Raw genomic sequence first — 16,304 nt, 5'->3', positions numbered from 1 at the left:
CCGTGCCGCAGATGGCGCCCGTAGAGATCGCCGGTGTGTTCCGGCGGGAGTACGGGCGGGCGGTGGCCGTCCTGGTCCGTCGATTCGGTGACATCGACCTCGCCGAGGAGGCGGTCCAGGACGCCTTCACCAAAGCGGTCGATCGCTGGCCCCAGACCGGCCCGCCGCCGAGCCCTGCCGGATGGATCATCACCACCGCCGCCCACACGATCGTCGACCGGTTCCGCCGGGAATCCGTCCGCGGCGAGCGACACGCCCAGGCGGCACTGCTCTACCCGGCGGCCGATGGCGAACAGCCCGAAGAAGGCCCCGTGCACGACGACCGGCTCCGCCTGATCTTCACGTGCTGTCACCCGGCGCTCGCTCTTGATGCGCGGGTCGCACTGACGCTCCGCCTGCTCGGCGGCCTATCCACCAAAGCGATCGCCAGCGCCTTCCTGATCCCGGAAACCACTGTCGCGCAACGGCTGGTCCGCGCCAAGCGCAAGATCCGCGATGCCCGCATCCCCTACCGCGTGCCGCACGACAGCGACCTGCCCGACCGTCTGCACGGGGTACTCGCCGTGGTGTACCTCATCTTCAACGAGGGACACACCGCCAGCTCGGGCGACGATCTCGTACGGGCCGATCTCACCGGCGAGGCGGTTCGGCTCGGCCGGCTGCTGGCCGAGCTGATGCCGGACGAGCCCGAGATATGGGGACTGCTCGCGCTGATTCTGCTGACCGATGCACGACGCACGGCGCGGACAGATGCGGACGGCAATCTGGTGCTGCTCACCGACCAGGACCGCAGTGAGTGGGACCGCGGCCTCATCGGAGAAGGGCAGGCGTTGGTGCGCCGATGCCTGCGCCGAAACCAGCCCGGGCCCTATCAGATCCAGGCCGCCATCAACGCCGTGCACAGTGACGCGCCGACTGCCGCCGCCACCGACTGGCGCCAGATTCTCGCGCTGTACGACCAGCTGATGGCCATTGCCCCGACTCCCGTTGTCGCGCTCAATCGCGCCGTGGCGGTCGCCGAGGTACATGACCCGCAGCCCGCGCTGGACCTGGTGGAAGCGCTCGATCTGGCCGGCTACCACGTCTACCACGCGGTCCGCGCCGCATTGCTGTCTCGCCTCGGCCGCACAGCCGAGGCGGCCGAGGCCTACCGCCGCGCGGCCGCGCTGACCGCGAACCCCATCGAGGAGGCATACCTGCGCCGCGCTCACGACGCCTTGGACAGTTGACCGGATCCCGACCGTCAGCGCGATTTCGTCAGCAGGTCGACGAGTTCGACCGGATGCGACAGCATCGCCATGTGGCCGCCGGGCATGACCTCGGGTTCGATGCCGAGACGATCCGCGACCACGCGCCGCATGAATCCTTCGGGGAAGAACCGGTCGTCGCGGAAGAGGATGAACCGCGTCGGAACCTGCGGAAGTGCTTCCGCCGGCCACGGTTTCAGCGACGGGGTCTCGGATTGCGCGCGTTCGATCTCTTCCGCGACCACCGCGAGGTCGACGCCGTTGTAGTACAGCGCGACGGCATCGTCGATGTCGTACCCACCCACTGCGGCCGCTTCCCGTTGCGCGGCAACACATCCGGTGGCGCTCCACCAATCACCGGGGCGCTCCCCCGGCCGCGGAACCATCGCCGAGACATAGACCAACTCCGCCGCACCGACCCGCGGACAGGCCAGCGCTCCCGTGAAGCCGCCGAATGAATGCGCCACGACCACAGGAGGTTCGCCGTCATCGAGTCGTTGTGCCGCGACCACGTCGGCATAGGTGTTCAGATCGGCCGCATCATCGTCGCACGGCAGGTCAACCGCGATTCCGCGATGCCCACGAACAGCCAACTCGCGCAACACAAATCGCCAGTACGACGGATCGCACCCACCACCCGGAACGAGCAGGAACGTCGTCATGAGGCCGCGGTCACAGCCTTCCGACGACGAAAGTCGCGGCCTGGTCAGCCATTCCGTTCGAGCCGTACGTGATGTGCGCGAACGACGGCCCAGCGGCGGGCGCCCCGTTGCAGATGGTGTCGTCGGGCACGCACAGCTCGATCGTCTTGGCCACATACGCGGGCCCGATGGCTATCGGTGGCGCGCCGATGTCCGCCATGAACTGAGACGAGGGCTTTCCGAACAGCACAAGCGCCGCAACGTGGTTCGCGATTGCCGGCGGCATCGGCTTGGGCGCGTACCAGGTGTACTCCGCCAAATCCGCCGGGATCTCCTTCGGGAGCGCGTTCGCGGTCGTGAACCCCGACACCACCGCGCCCTGCGAATATCCGCCGAGGACGATCCTGGTCTGCGGGCAGGCCGCCGCGGTCGCTTCGACATGCGTGGCGGCGTCCTTGACCCCGTCGACGACGCTCTGCACGAAGTCCAGACGGTTCCCGAAATCGCTGCTGGCCGCATAGTTCACCGGATACACCGCGACGGACTTGTTGCCTGCCTGTGCCTGCAGCGCATCGACGAGCGCGCGGCCGGCCATCCCGATACCCGGTGGCTCGCTGGTGCCGCGGGCGAACACCACCTCGACATCGGGACAGGGCTCGGCGGACGCCGGTGGCGCCGGAGCACCCACAAAAGCGGAAGCGACGACCGTGGCGACCCCGGCGAGGTGGGGTAACCGCCTGGCGTGGAACAGCTTGATGATGTCCATATCAGCTCCAGCTCACTGCGACCGGCCTTTCCATGCTGACACACAGCAGATGGCGGGCGATACCCGCGAGCCACAGGAATCTGCCAAGAATCCACCAAGGGCGGCATCTCACCATTGCTCACAACGGTCGACGCAGGCCGAACCAGCGAGAGGGAGACACCATGATCACCACCATCAAAAAGGCCGCGGGCACGGCGCTGCTGTCGGGCGGCCTGACACTGATCGGTTTCGGACTGGCTTCGGGCACCGCCCAGGCGTTCAATCCGCAGCCGGAACCTCCGACCAAGCCGACCGTCTCGGTCCAGTCGCACACCACCGCGCCGAGTTCGATCGGTGGCGGCAGCTCCACCGCACCCAAGGTGACCGCCGGCGGCGTCCGCGGATGCGACGGTTCGGTGTAGCCGAGGGGCCGAGGTCAGCCGACGGTCAGCGTGTCCCCGGCGACCGTCACCGTCTTCGGCGCCAGCGGTTCGTCCGCCGGCCCGGTGACGACGGAGCCGTCGACGACGCTGAATTTGCTTCCGTGGCAAGGACAGTCGATGGTGCCGTCGGCGACCTTCGACAGCGTGCACTGTTTGTGGGTACAGACCGCGGTGAACGCCTTGAACTCACCGGCCTTCGGCTGAGTGACGACGACCTTCGCCGCGGCGAGAACCACGCCCCCACCCACCGGGACGTCGGCTGTCTTCACCGACGGGGACGCGGCCTTGGTCTCAGTGCTCGTGGACTGGCTGCCCGACGACGGCGACTCTTTCCCGCCGCAGGCGGCAAGCACCATCCCGGCGCTGACGGCACCCGCGCCGAGGAGTACTCCCCGGCGGCTCGGGTGTCCGGTTTCGGCCATGGCCGGCTTACCGCCGGCCGCCTCCGGCGTTGTACCCGGGCGAGGCCACTTCGTCCTCGGTCAACTGGTAGGGCGGCGTGAACAAGCTGGGGTCGTCGAGCGACGACTCAGGAGCGTTGAACGGTCCCTGCGCCGCTTCCGGGGCCGCGGGGCCGTCGGCCGGCGGCACGCAGGTGCCTTCGGAGGCGACCAGGCCGTCCGAGCACTGGAGTTCGTCAGCGTGCGCGATCGGCATGCTGATCAATGCAGCCACCGCTGATGCAACGCCGAACGTTGCTGCCCCCATTGACATGCGAGCGAATCGCGTCGTCGTTGCACTCATTTCATACCCACTCTCCGGCGCTATCTGGTCCGGTGAAGGTAGCACCCTTGAGGCTGCTGTGATGGTTCGTTCCTGCACTTGAGTCAATTGCGTTTACACACTGTTTTCACAGCAGACCGTAGGCCTGCTCCAGCGCCACCAATGCCGCACCGGTCTTGATGGCCAGCTTCTGCATGTGCGGCATCGAGTCGCGGCAGCCGGTGAAGCCGAAATTCAATGTGCCCGAATAGCTTTGACACGTGATGTTCAGGCCGACACCATGGACGGGAATCGACACCGGATAGGTGGACACCAGCTCGTTGCCGCGGAAGTACAGCGGGTAGTCGGGTCCGGGGACGTTCGACAAGATGACGTTGTAGGACGCCGGGGCCACCTTGGGGGCACCCACTGTCGCAGCCCCGGTCTGCACGAGGAACGGCGCCATCAGCGCCGCCGTATAGGCGAGGATCGCCGTACTGGTCATCCCCGACAGCTGATCTTTGGCCGCCTTCGTCGACGCGCTGATGGCCTCGATCCGCTCGCGGGCGTCGGCGAGGTCGGTACCGAGGGTCGCGAGAATGGCGCCCACGGCATTGCCGCCGCCGGGATCGTCTTTCGGCCGAATGTTGACCGGCAACATGGCGATCAGCGACTTGTCGGGCAGGGCGTCGAGTCCGAGGAGATAGTCGCGCAGTCCGCCGCCACAGATCGCGAGCGCGACGTCGTTGAGGGTCGCGCCGGCCGCATCGGCGACGGCCCGCAAGCGCGCGATGTCGTACTGCTGCGTGGCGAACCGCCGGCTCCGGCCGATGCGACCGTTGAAAATGGTGTGCGGCGCCTGCCCCGGTCCGACGAGCGGATTACTCCTGCTCACCGCGGTCATGGCCAGCTTGGCGAACGCGGCAGGCAGATCGATGACGGTCGACAACTCCGAGGTGATGGATCGCAGCAGCCCACCGATGTCGGGAATGAGGCTGCTGTCCTTCTCGTCTTTCTTGCGCTCCCGCTTCGGCACCGGGTTCCGGAAGAACAACGGGGTGTCGGTATCGGAGGGGTCGGTCGACATCGACCGGATGAGCGTCTTCATCGCCGTGTAGCCGTCGACGAGCGAGTGGTGCATCTTCACGTACAACGCGACGTTGCCGTCGTCGAGGCCCTCGATGATGTGCAGCTCCCAGGGCGGTCGCGTCAGGTCCAGTTGCCGAGCATGCAAGCGGGAGATCAGGATTCCCAACTCGCGCTGGTCGCCGGGACGCGGCAACGCGGACCGCCGTACGTGATACATGACGTCGAACTTCGGGTCCTCGACCCACCGCTGCAGCGGATTGAGCAGGAACCACGGCGTCTGCAGTTTCATGTTCCACGGCGGCTCGATCTCGTTCGACCCGTAGATCTCGTCGCGCAGTTGATCCAGGATGTCCCCAGCGTCGCCCGACGTCGGGCGGAACTGCATGAGTCCCGCCACGTGCATCATCGTCTCGGGAGATTCGGCCGCCAGGAACATCGAATCGAGCGGCGACAGTCGTTTGCTGGTCACCCGGGTGAACATACTGCGGTCACCGCGCGAAGACGGCGCCTTCGACGAGGATCGTGGTCCCGACCGCAATCAGGACCACCGGCAGGATGAGGTGTCCCCACCGCGAGAACGTGTTGGCGACGACCGGGTGGGACGCGAAGTATCGACCGGCGACACACCAGACCCCGACCCCGACGAGAAACACCACGACATACACGGCGACCGTGCCCGGGGTGGCGACCGCGAACATCGGCACGTACACGCCGATGTTGTCGCCGCCGTTCGCGAAGGTCACGCCGGCGACCTGCCAGACACCCGGCGCGGACGACGACGGCCCGCCCTCGGCTTCCAGCGGCTGCGCACCGCGGCTCTGCCAGGCCGCCCAGGCGGCCCTGAGCCCCAATGCGATCGGCAGCAGCCCGAGGTACGGCAGCACGGCGGCCGGAAGCAATGCCGCACCGAGAAGCGCGGCGCATATCGACACCACCACGATGGCGACGAAGCCCAGATACTGCCCCGCGAAGACCCTCGTCGCCGCACTGCGGTGGCCGCGCGCCTGGCCGAAGAACACTGCGAGTACCACGAGGTCGTCGATGTTGGTGACCGCGAACGTCGCGACCGCCGACGAGATGGTGGCGACGCTCATCGCGGTGGACGATACGGGACGCCGCCGGTCCGCAGCGCAGAGTTCGTCTCGCGGCTACCTGGCCGATGCCGGCCCATGACACAGTGCCCGCGTGACCGTCGACTCGGCGAGTGGCCTGCAGCGCGCCGTCGACCGATTCCACCGGGGCTGCGAACTGGCCGTCAGCCGGCTGCCCTTCGGACTCAAAACGGTTGTCGCTCCGACGTTCCTGGGCTTCGCCCTGATCAACGGCTGCACGTTCGCGATCGACCTGTTGTTGCTCACCGGACTGCGCGACGGGCTGGGGCTGCCACTGGCGGTGGCGGTCACGGTGTCGTACGTCTGCGCGTTCGGGCTCAGTTACGTGCTGAACCGGATCTTCAACTTCAGTTCGCACGGTGCGGTCGGTCCGCAGTTGGCCGTCTACGTCGTCGTGGTCGCCGTCAACTACCTGGCGTTCATCCTGGGGGTGTCGACCGGATTGTCGGCGCTCGGCGTCGAGTACCACGTCGCCCGGATGGCCGCGGGCGCCTGCGAGGCGGTCTACATGTACGCGGCGATGCGCTGGGTGGTGTTCCGGCGCTGACCTTGCGGTGACCTGCGTCTCATGGCATGCAAAGATGCTGCAGCGGTGTTAATTTCGCCTGGTCAAGTTGTACTGAGGTACCAAACGGGGGTAGTCGGGGACGGCAGGGCACATCAGACGCGCCGGCGAGAATCATTCGCTCCACGCCGCCATCACCGCCGCTGACTCATCAGCGAGATTCCACGTACGTCACCACGGGCGACATCGTCGCCCGACTGGTCGCGCGCTGCGTATCAACCGCAATCCCCTCCTCGTGCACAGATAGGAACTGCCCCGTGGCCGGTCTGAACCGCTGCAGTGCAACAGGTTTCGTTGTCGTACTCTGCGTGGCGATCAGCGTGCCGCCGTCGGCGGCGGCATCGGTTGAAAGCCCCGACGTCACCTTTTATCTGCAGGGCACGTGCCTGTGCGACGTCTCACCGACCTCGCGCGAGGCCCTCGGGTTGGCCGACGGATATCTGGATTCCCGCGGCACCATCCATGGCATCGGCTACCCCGCCGGCCTGTTGTTCGGAGCTGACGCCGTCATTGGTACCACCAAGGTGAACGCGACCCTCGCCGCGGTTCCGGAGGACGCCGACGTCACCCTCGCCGGCCTGAGCCAGGGCGCCATCGTCCTGAACTATGTGAAACTTTCGCGCTCGCTGCAGGATTCGTTCAGCCGTCGTCGTGCAGACAATCTCCAGTTCGTGACCTTCGGTGACCCGCAGAACACCACAGGCGGCATCACGACCAAGAATCCGGCACTGCAACTGTTCGCACCGAACGTGCCAAGGGCAAGCGCATACCCCACCACCGAAATCGTCCGCGAGTACGACGGCTTCTCGGATTGGCCGGACAAGCCGACGCGTTTGGCTGTCCTCAACGCCGTCATGGGAATCGGATTCGTGCACACCGACTACGGGTCGGCCGCCAACCCGGCGACACCGGGCACGCTCACGACCGTCCGCACCAATGCCGCCGGCGGCACCACCACGCATTACGTGGTGCCCACCCGGCGATTGCCACTCACACAACCGTTGCGTGATGCCGGGCTGAACACGTCCCTCATCGACGCTCTGCTCCGACCGCAGATCGACCGGGCCTACGTCCGCCGCCCGCAGGTCGCACCGCGCGAACCCGCGGCCCGGCCGTCGATCGTCGCCCTGGCTGCAAAGGCTCTGGGCAGGGCCAAGCCGGCGCCGCCAGAGAGCGCGGACGCGTCGGATGCGAAGGAAGACAAAGAGAAGGCGCCGAAGCCTAAGCGGGGGTTCGGTTTTCGGAAAACTCGCCATGGCGGGGAATCGAGGAGGTAATTCGCATGTGGATCAAGACGCAGACCGTGACGCTGTCGGTGGTGTGCTCGGCAGCCGTCGTGGTCACCAGTGCCGCGCCGGTTCTCCCGACGACGCACCCGACGACGGTGCACGGCGCCGAGTACCGGTACGCGCTCACGGCGGCGGCCGTCGACGCCGCCTTCAACCCGATTCGGTACGTCGGCAACGTCGGCGGTGCGGCCGAGGCCGTCGCCTCCGACGTGATCTACTGGCAGACACCGGACTTCCCGCTGCTGGTGCTGAGCGCACAGGTCGACTCCAGCACCGGTCAGTACGAGGCCGTGGAGAAGGTGACGTCGACGGCGGCGCACCTGCAGAGTCTGGTCAGCGCGGTCACCGCGTTCCCCGGCGCCTCGTCCTCCCCTCAGGTGAAGCAGCTGGTCAGCGGAATCGGATCGGCAGGCGCCGCCGCGGCCGGCGCCACGCGGACCGTGACGGCCACGCTGGCACCCCACCTCGCACCGCTGACCCCGGTGATCTATGTCGTCAGGGTGCTGCGGGCAGCGGTCGGCGTCTACTACGCCGTCGCCACGCTCTCGACCACGGGAGTCGGCACCGTGCTCAGCGGGCAGAACCCGTTGACGGCGGTTGCCAACGTCGTGTCGTCGGTTCAGAGCCTGGCCAACGTCCTCACCCACGCGCCACGGCCGGCCGCCGCGGCTTCGACCGGTACGACCGCCGAGTCGACCACCCAATCGACCGCCACCGCGGCGCAAACGGCCGCGAAGCCAACGGCGGGTGTCGCTCGGGCTCTGACAAAGGGCACCAAATCCCAAGAGAAGCCGGAAGAGTCGCCCGCCTCCGAGCGCAAATCGGCAGCCAAGAAGCCGGGTGACCACGCCACGGCACCCAAATCGGCTGCCACACCGGCCACGTCGAAGCCGTCGGACGCGGACCAGTCGACGGCTGCCGCCGACCCGCAGGACGCCAAGCCGGCCGCGCCCACCAAGAAGTCCAAGCGCGCGGCCAAGAGCGACGACTCGTCGGCCAAAGCGGACACGGGCAAGGCGGACACGGCCAAGGCAGACACCTCCAAAGCGTCCAAGGAGAAGGGCGACCGCGGGAGCCGTAAGCACTGAGCGTCGGTGCGCGTGCGCTAGAACGGAGGTACGCGACCGCACCGACGAAGGGGACGCCCGCCATGGCGAAGACGCACCACTACGAACTCGACGTGACGTGGACCGGCAACACCGGCACCGGAACCTCGGGCTACCGCGAGTACGACCGCGCGCACGACGTCAGCGCCGACGGCAAACCGACGATCCTCGGCAGCGCTGATCCGTCGTTCCGCGGCGACCCGCAGCGCTGGAACCCCGAAGAACTGCTCGTGGTCTCGCTGTCGCAGTGCCACATGCTGTGGGTGCTGGCCCTGTGCTCGCAAGAGGGCATCGTGGTGACCGGATACTCCGATCACCCGTCGGGCACCATGACCCAAACCCCGGACGGCGGCGGGCATTTCACCGAGGTGGTGCTGCGCCCGGTCGTCGAGATCACCGACGACCGGCACCGCGAGGCCCTCACGAGCGTCCACGAGCGGGCACATCACCTGTGTTTCATCGCCAATTCCGTCAACTTCGACGTCCGGTGCGAAGCGCAGGTGAGCGTCGCCGAATCGGCGTGACCCACGGTGACCCCGTGGGAAAATGCCGCATGGCCATCAAGATCGACGCACTCGATTCCGCGCTGCTGTCGGCGCTGGCGACCGACCCGCGCACCCCGATCCTTGAACTGGCGTCGCGGCTGAAGGTCGCCCGCAACACCGTGCAGGCGCGCATGAAGCGGCTCGAGGAATCCGGCCTCGTCCGCGGCTACCCGCCGAACATCAACCTGTCGGAACTCGGCTTCGCCGTGCACGCGCTGGTCTTCATCGAGACCGACCAGACCAAGATGGACGCCATCATCGAGGCGCTGCGGGATGTCCCGCACGTGCTGGAAGTCCACGCGACGACGGGGCGGGCGGATCTGCTGGTCCGGATCGCCGCCCAGACGCAGGAAGAACTGCTCAGCGTCATTCAGCGCGTGCACCGGATCGACGGGGTCAAGCACTCCGAGACCATGCTGGCGATGGCGACTCCGGTCGAATACCGATCACTCCCCCTTGTGCAGTACGTGACGGGGCGTCGAGCAAAATGATGCGTGCGTCACAGTGCGCCACGTCACAATTGAGCAGTCTGATCAATATTTTCGCCGACTGTTGACACACAACACACTCCACGGCAGATTTCGCTGCACCGATTGCAGTTAGTTCTCGCTTTGCAGCTCACGATCTGGGTTGTGGGAAGTGTGGAGGTTGTCAGTGACCAGTGTTCTGTCCCGATCCGAACTTGCCGCGACCAGTCCGGCCGCGCCCGGCGCCCCCTACGATCTTCAAGACCGGTACCGCGCCGGCGCCGGCCCGGTTCTGCTGACCGGCGTGCAGGCCATCGCGCGGATGATGGTCGAGCAGCACGTCCGCGACCTGCGCGCCGGTCGCCGCGTCGCGACGTTCGTCTCCGGCTACCAGGGCAGCCCCCTCGGCGGCGTCGACAAGATGCTGCTGGGCATGCCGAGCGTCCTGACCGAGCACGACGTCGTCTTCACCCCCGGGTTCAACGAGGAACTCGCCGCCACCGCGGTCTGGGGCAGCCAGACCGACCTGCCCGCCGGCAAGGCAACCCACGACGGCGTCATCGGCGTCTGGTACGGCAAGGGGCCCGGCGTCGACCGCGCGACGGACGCTCTGCGCCACGCCAACATGTACGGCGTCAACCCTCGCGGCGGCGTGCTGCTGCTGGTCGGCGACGACCCGGCCTCCAAATCGTCGACCGTGCCCGCCGTGAGCGAGCGGTCCCTCGCGGCCCTCGGTATCCCGGTCCTGTTCCCGCGCAACGCCGAAGAGATCATCACGATGGGCATGCAGGGTGTCGCGCTGTCGCGGGCCTCGGGTTGCGTCGTGGCGATGAAGATTGTCGCCGACGTGGCTGACGGCGCCTGGACGGTCGACGCCGACGTCGCCGACTTCGCGATCACCGCACCCGAAATCCTCTGGGACGGAAAGCCGTTCACCTACGTCCAGCGGCCGATGGCCGCCCCGGCCGACAGCCTGCTCGCCGAGGCCGACCTCTACGGTCCGCGCTGGGCGACCGTCCGTGCCTTCGGTGACATCAACCAGCTGGACGTACTCGAGGTGGATCCGGTGCGCGCCAAGGTCGGCATCGCCGCCACCGGCACCACCTTCGACGCCGTCCGCCAGGCGCTGCTCGACCTCGGCGTCGACGACGCGGCACTGCACCGCGCGGGAATCCGCCTGCTGCGCATCGGAATGCCGTATCCCGTCGGGCAGGAGTCTGTCCGGACGTTCGCGCGCGGTCTCGAGCAGGTGATCGTCGTCGAGGACAAGACGGCGTTCATCGAAACCCAGGTCCGTGAAATCCTCTACGGCACCGCCGATGCCCCGCAGATCGTCGGCAAGCACGACGCGGCCGGTGCGCCGCTGTTCCCCCTCGGCGGCGAGTTGACCGCCGCGCGCCTGCTCGCCCCGCTGCGCCGGGTGCTGCGCGATCACGTCGAGCTCAAGCGCACCCCGCCCCCGCCGCTGTCGCTGGAAGTGTTGTCCGCCAAGCGAACCGCCTACTTCTGCAGCGGCTGCCCGCACAACCGCTCCACCGCGATCCCGGAAGGCTCCATCGGCGGCGGCGGCATCGGCTGCCACACCCTGGTCACCATGTCCGGCCGCAGTGACAGCGCCGTGGTGGGTCTGACGCAGATGGGCGGCGAGGGCAGCCAGTGGATCGGGCAGGCGCCGTTCACCGACGTGCCGCACCTGTTCCAGAACGTCGGCGACGGCACGTTCTTCCACTCCGGACAGCTCGCGGTGCAGGCCTGCATCGCGGCCGGTGTCAACATCACCTACAAGCTGCTTTACAACGAGGTCGTCGCCATGACCGGCGCGCAGGACGTCGAAGGCGGCCTGGTCGTGGCGGGCCTCACCCACAAACTGACGGCCGAAGGCGTCAAGCAGATCATCATCTGCGCCGACGAACCCAAGCGGCACAACAAGAAAGCCCTCGCCAAGGGCACGCTGTTGTGGCACCGCGACCGGCTCGACGAGGCGCAGAAGGTACTGCGGGACATCCCGGGCGTCACCGTGCTCATCTACGACCAGCACTGCGCCGCCGACGCCCGCCGTCAGCGCAAGCGCGGCACACTGCCCACCCGCAACACCCGCGTGGTGATCAACGAAGCCGTCTGCGAGGGCTGCGGCGACTGCGGCACCAAGTCGAACTGCCTGTCCGTACAGCCGGTCGACACCGAATTCGGCCGCAAGACCCGCATCGACCAGACGTCGTGCAACACCGACTACACGTGCCTCGACGGCGACTGCCCGTCGTTCGTCACGGTCGAGCTGACCCCGGACAAGAAGGGCCGCAAGGCATCCCGGCGCAAGGCACCGGAGCCGCCGCGGGTCGCGGATCCAGGGTTCGGTGTCCCGACCGGCACCCAGAACGTCCTGCTCGCCGGCATCGGTGGCACCGGCATCGTCACGGTCAACCAGGTGCTCGCAACCGCCGCACTGCGCGCCGGTTACGAAGTGGAGAGCCTCGACCAGATCGGCCTGAGCCAGAAGGCCGGACCGGTCGTGTCGCACCTGCGGTTCTCGACAGCCGCCCTGGAGCCGTCCAACCGGCTCACCTCGGGCAGCGCCGACTGCATCATCGCGATCGACCTACTCACCGCGACCGACAACCGGAACCTGGCCTACGGCAGCGCCGAACGCACCGTCGCGGTCGCCTCGACGAGCCAGACCCCGACCGGCGACATGGTGTACGACAAGTCCGTCGCCTACCCGGAGACGCAGTTGCTGCTGGACCGGCTGACCGCCGCCACCCGCACGCTGACTCATTTCGATGCACTGGCCGCGGCACAGGCCCTGTTCGGCAACACCGCAGCGGCCAACTTCCTGGTCGTCGGCGCCGCCTTCCAGAACGGCGGCCTGCGCCTGCCCGAGGCGAGCATCGAAGAGGCCATCGGCATCAACGGTGTCGCGGTCGCCGCCAACGTGGCAGCGTTCCGCTGGGGCCGTGTCGCGGTCGCCGATCCGGCCGCGTTCGCCGCCGCCGTCGACGCCGTGCGGCCCAAGGCCGTGCCCGCCGTGGCGAGCCCGGAGCTGTTGGCCAGCACCACGTTCGAGGGTGAGGTCCGCCGGCTGGTCGAACTGCGCGCCGGTGAGCTGGTCCGCTACCAGAGCGCCAAGGTCGCGCGGCGCTACGTCGAAACGGTCCAGGCCGTATGGCAGTCCGAGCGCACCATCACCGGCAACAGGGCGTTCAGCGAGGCCGTCGCCCGCGGGCTGCACAAGTTCACGGCCTACAAGGACGAGTACGAGGTCGCCCGGCTGCTGGTCGATCCGGCATTCCTGGCGGACGTGCAGGCGCAGGTGCCCGGTGGGGAGAACCTCACCTACAAGCTGCATCCGCCCGTCCTGCGCGCCATGGGCCGCACGAAGAAGGTCGGATTCGGTCCGAAATCGCATGTGGCACTGCAGATGCTGGCCAAGGCCAAGGTACTGCGCGGCACCAAGCTGGACCCGTTCGGCTATGCCCACGTCCGGAAAGTGGAGCGGGAGTTGCTGTCTCACTACACGGCCATGGTGCTGCGCCTGGCGGCCGAGCTGACCGTCGACAACTACGCCACCGCCGTCGAGGCAGCCGGACTGCCCGACATCGTCCGCGGCTACGAGGACATCAAACTCGGCAACGTCGAACTGTACTGGGCCCGCCTGCGCGAGCTCGGCATCCCGGCCTGACCGGCCACCACCGCAGCTGTCCTGCCGCCACACCTGCGGCAGCGTCAACCCATGCCGCCGAACATGCGGCACCAGAAAGGAAGTAGTAGTGACCTCTGTGTCCACCTCACCGGTGTCCACCCCCTCCGGAGTCTTCGGTCGCTCGCACAAGTTGAGCTCCCGCAGTCACGAGCAGGTCGTCTTCTGCGAGGACGCCGAGTCCGGCCTCAAGGCCATCATCGCCATCCACTCGACGGCGCTGGGCCCGGCCCTCGGCGGCTGCCGGATGTACCCCTACGCCGACGAATTCGAGGCGCTCGAGGACGTGCTGCGGCTGTCGTGGGGCATGACGTACAAGGCCGCGGCGGCCGGGGTGAACCTGGGCGGCGGCAAGTCCGTGATCATCGGCGACCCGACCAGCGACAAGAGCGAAGCGCTGTTCGCGGCCTTCGCGCGCTACGTCAACACCCTGGGCGGACGGTACGTCACCGCGGGCGACGTCGGCACCAACACCGACGATCTCGACATCATGGGCAAGTACACCTCGCACGTCACCGGCCGCAGCGCCGTGGCCGGCGGCTCGGGTGACAGCGCCCGCCTCACCGCGCTCGGTGTCTTCAACGCGATGCGCGCGGGCGCCGAATCCGTTTGGGGCGCAGCGACGTTGGCCGGTCGGACCGTCGGCGTCGAGGGCGTCGGCAAGGTCGGCCGCGAACTCATCGCACTGTTGCTCGCGGACGGCGCGGACGTGTACGCCACCGATGTGAACGCCGCGGCACTGCTGCGCCTGTCGAGCGACCACCCGTCCGTGCGCCTCCTCAATTCGGTTGCCGACGCCCCTGTCGATGTCTATGCTCCGTGTGCCCTCGGGTCTACGCTGACGCCTATGAGCGCTGACACCATCGAGGCGAAGCTGATTTGCGGTGCCGCAAACAACCAGCTCGCGACCCCGGACGTCGAGCTGTTGCTCGGCCGTCGCGGGATCACCTGGGTACCTGACTACGTCGCCAACGCCGGCGGCCTCATCCAGGTCGCCGGTGAGCTGCACGGCGCGGACCGCACTGCCGTCGAGGCCGACGTGACCCGCATCTACGACCGCTGCCGCGACATCATCGCCACCGCGCGCGAGGCGGGCATCAGCATCGGCGCCGCTGCGAACCTGTTCGCCGAACAGCGGCTCGACGGAGCCATCTGATGGGCGCCGGCGGCGGGCTTTTCCGCACCAAGTCAGTCGAGCAGTCGATCCGGGACACCGATGAACCCGATTCGAAGCTCCGCAAAGACCTGACGGCAAGGGATCTCACTGTTTTCGGCGTTGCCGTCGTCATCGGCGCCGGCATCTTCACCCTTACCGCTCAGACCGCGGGCAACATGGCGGGGCCGGCCGTGTCGGTCGCCTTCGTCATCGCGGCGATCACGTGCGGGCTCACCGCGCTGTGCTACGCCGAGTTCGCCTCGACTGTGCCCGTCGCCGGCAGCGCCTACACCTACGCGTACGCCACCTTCGGAGAGCTTGTCGCGTGGATCATCGGCTGGGATCTGATCCTCGAGTTCGCGCTCGCGGTATCCGTTGTCGCCAAAGGCTGGTCGCAGTATCTCGGCCACGTACTAGGCGGGACGGTGTCACCGGTGGTGCACCTCGGGTCGGTCAAGTTCGACTGGGGTGCGCTGGTGATCATCGCCATCGTCGGCGTGCTGCTGGCCACCGGAACCAAGCTGTCATCGCGAGTTTCGGCCGTCGCCGTGGCGATCAAGTTGTCGGTGATCGTGCTGATCCTCGTTGTCGGTGCCACCTACTTCAAGGCCTCGAACCTCACGCCGTTCATCCCGGCGGCGCAGCCCTCGGCGAAGGCGGACGGCGTACACCAGTCAATGCTGGCCTGGCTCACCGGAACTGGCGGCACGAGCTTCGGGTGGCTGGGTCTGCTGACCGCCGCCAGCATCGCGTTCTTCGCCTTCATCGGCTTCGACGTGGTCGCCACCGCCGCGGAAGAGACCCGCAACCCGCAACGCGACGTTCCCCGCGGCATCTTCGGCGCGCTGGCCATCGTCACCGTCTGCTACGTCGCGGTGTCGTTCGTCCTCACCGGCATGGTGCCGTACACCGAGCTGCAGGGAGAAAATGCCACCCTCGCAACGGCATTCGCCCTCCACGGTGACACGTGGGCCAAGAACATCATCTCCATCGGCGCGTTGGCGGGCCTGTCTACCGTCGTGATGGTGATGTTCCTCGGCCAGACCCGCGTCCTGTTCGCGATGTCCCGCGACGGTCTGCTCCCCAAGCGGCTTTCGCACACCGGCAAGCACGGCACCCCGGTGCGACTGACCGTCATCGTGGGCGTGGTGTGCGCGGTACTGGCAGCGTTCGTGGACTTCGGCACGCTTGCGGGCATGGTCAACATCGGCACGCTCGTCGCCTTCATCCTCGTGGCGATCGGCGTACCGATCCTGCGGCGCACGCGGCCCGATCTCGAGCGCGGCTTCCGGGTGCCCTTCGTCCCCGTGATCCCCATCCTCGCGGCACTGTCGTGCCTGTGGCTGATGATCAACCTCGAGGTCGAGACCTGGCTGCGGTTCGTCGTGTGGATGGTGGTCGGCGTCGCCCTGTACTTCGTCTACGGCAGGTCCCACTCGAAGCTCGCGCAGCGAAAGGCCGAGGCGCACAAGCACCTCAACGTCACCCAGATCGCGGCGTGAC

The 16,304-nt window shown here is 67.6% G+C and carries 16 protein-coding genes; 10 read left to right on the top strand and 6 right to left on the bottom strand.

The features are described 5' to 3' along the window. Window positions 1–11 precede the first annotated feature (11 nt). Window positions 12–1,229, top strand: a complete 1,218-nt coding sequence (locus BR47_RS0105520) for an RNA polymerase sigma factor (RefSeq protein ID WP_020100300.1) — start codon at window positions 12–14, stop codon at window positions 1,227–1,229. A gap of 14 nt (window positions 1,230–1,243) precedes the next feature. Here the strand turns inward: BR47_RS0105520 and BR47_RS0105515 are convergent, their stop codons facing one another. Both BR47_RS0105515 and BR47_RS0105510 read right to left on the bottom strand, forming a co-directional pair. Then, on the bottom strand, window positions 1,244–1,909 hold the full coding sequence (locus BR47_RS0105515; RefSeq protein ID WP_020100299.1) for an alpha/beta fold hydrolase: 666 nt from the start codon (window positions 1,907–1,909) through the stop codon (window positions 1,244–1,246). A gap of 10 nt (window positions 1,910–1,919) precedes the next feature. After that, a complete protein-coding gene (locus BR47_RS0105510; protein ID WP_020100298.1) occupies window positions 1,920–2,654 on the bottom strand; it encodes a cutinase family protein in 735 nt (244 codons plus the stop codon). A 161-nt stretch (window positions 2,655–2,815) separates the two neighbouring features. Between BR47_RS0105510 and BR47_RS0105505 the strand changes: the two genes are divergently transcribed. Beyond that, on the top strand, window positions 2,816–3,055 hold the full coding sequence (locus tag BR47_RS0105505; RefSeq protein WP_020100297.1) for a hypothetical protein: 240 nt from the start codon (window positions 2,816–2,818) through the stop codon (window positions 3,053–3,055). A 14-nt stretch (window positions 3,056–3,069) separates the two neighbouring features. Here the strand turns inward: BR47_RS0105505 and BR47_RS0105500 are convergent, their stop codons facing one another. The 4 genes from BR47_RS0105500 to BR47_RS0105485 form a co-directional block, all read right to left on the bottom strand. Further along, window positions 3,070–3,498 carry a QcrA and Rieske domain-containing protein gene (locus tag BR47_RS0105500; protein WP_020100296.1) on the bottom strand — a complete coding sequence of 143 codons (429 nt, stop codon included), beginning with the start codon at window positions 3,496–3,498 and terminating at the stop codon, window positions 3,070–3,072. Between the two features lie 7 nt (window positions 3,499–3,505). Then, window positions 3,506–3,733, bottom strand: coding sequence for a hypothetical protein (locus BR47_RS0105495; RefSeq protein WP_029118845.1), 228 nt, complete (start codon window positions 3,731–3,733; stop codon window positions 3,506–3,508). Window positions 3,734–3,926: 193 nt separating this feature from the next. After that, window positions 3,927–5,348 (bottom strand): WS/DGAT/MGAT family O-acyltransferase, encoded by a 1,422-nt coding sequence (locus tag BR47_RS0105490; protein WP_020100294.1) that lies wholly within the window; start codon window positions 5,346–5,348, stop codon window positions 3,927–3,929. Between the two features lie 7 nt (window positions 5,349–5,355). After that, a complete protein-coding gene (locus BR47_RS0105485) occupies window positions 5,356–5,961 on the bottom strand; it encodes a cadmium resistance transporter (protein WP_029118844.1) in 606 nt (201 codons plus the stop codon). 91 nt (window positions 5,962–6,052) lie between these two features. Between BR47_RS0105485 and BR47_RS0105480 the strand changes: the two genes are divergently transcribed. From BR47_RS0105480 to BR47_RS0105445, 8 genes are all read left to right on the top strand, one after another. Beyond that, on the top strand, window positions 6,053–6,526 hold the full coding sequence (locus tag BR47_RS0105480; protein ID WP_020100292.1) for a GtrA family protein: 474 nt from the start codon (window positions 6,053–6,055) through the stop codon (window positions 6,524–6,526). A gap of 326 nt (window positions 6,527–6,852) precedes the next feature. Continuing rightward, on the top strand, window positions 6,853–7,821 hold the full coding sequence (locus BR47_RS31920) for a PE-PPE domain-containing protein (protein ID WP_029118843.1): 969 nt from the start codon (window positions 6,853–6,855) through the stop codon (window positions 7,819–7,821). A gap of 5 nt (window positions 7,822–7,826) precedes the next feature. Next, window positions 7,827–8,921 carry a hypothetical protein gene (locus BR47_RS0105470; protein ID WP_029118842.1) on the top strand — a complete coding sequence of 365 codons (1,095 nt, stop codon included), beginning with the start codon at window positions 7,827–7,829 and terminating at the stop codon, window positions 8,919–8,921. Between the two features lie 62 nt (window positions 8,922–8,983). Further along, window positions 8,984–9,463, top strand: coding sequence for an OsmC family protein (locus BR47_RS0105465; RefSeq protein ID WP_029118841.1), 480 nt, complete (start codon window positions 8,984–8,986; stop codon window positions 9,461–9,463). Between the two features lie 29 nt (window positions 9,464–9,492). After that, the gene (locus BR47_RS0105460; RefSeq protein WP_020100288.1) at window positions 9,493–9,975 is read left to right on the top strand and encodes an Lrp/AsnC family transcriptional regulator; all 483 of its coding nucleotides are present in this window, start codon (window positions 9,493–9,495) and stop codon (window positions 9,973–9,975) included. Between the two features lie 163 nt (window positions 9,976–10,138). Further along, window positions 10,139–13,627, top strand: a complete 3,489-nt coding sequence (locus tag BR47_RS0105455; RefSeq protein WP_036426727.1) for an indolepyruvate ferredoxin oxidoreductase family protein — start codon at window positions 10,139–10,141, stop codon at window positions 13,625–13,627. Window positions 13,628–13,715: 88 nt separating this feature from the next. After that, complete coding sequence (locus BR47_RS0105450; protein ID WP_029118839.1) at window positions 13,716–14,801, top strand: Glu/Leu/Phe/Val dehydrogenase dimerization domain-containing protein; 1,086 nt, start codon at window positions 13,716–13,718, stop codon at window positions 14,799–14,801. Beyond that, window positions 14,801–16,303 (top strand): amino acid permease, encoded by a 1,503-nt coding sequence (locus BR47_RS0105445; RefSeq protein ID WP_020100285.1) that lies wholly within the window; start codon window positions 14,801–14,803, stop codon window positions 16,301–16,303. The genes BR47_RS0105450 and BR47_RS0105445 overlap by 1 nt, the downstream gene beginning before the upstream one ends. Window position 16,304: the final 1 nt, after the last annotated feature.

Origin of the sequence: Mycobacterium sp. UNC410CL29Cvi84 (assembly GCF_000686745.1) — a bacterium.
Taxonomy (GTDB): Bacteria; Actinomycetota; Actinomycetes; order Mycobacteriales; family Mycobacteriaceae; genus Mycobacterium; species Mycobacterium mucogenicum_B.
Note: the sequence above shows the minus strand (reverse complement) of the source record. Positions and strands in the feature narration are given on the sequence as shown.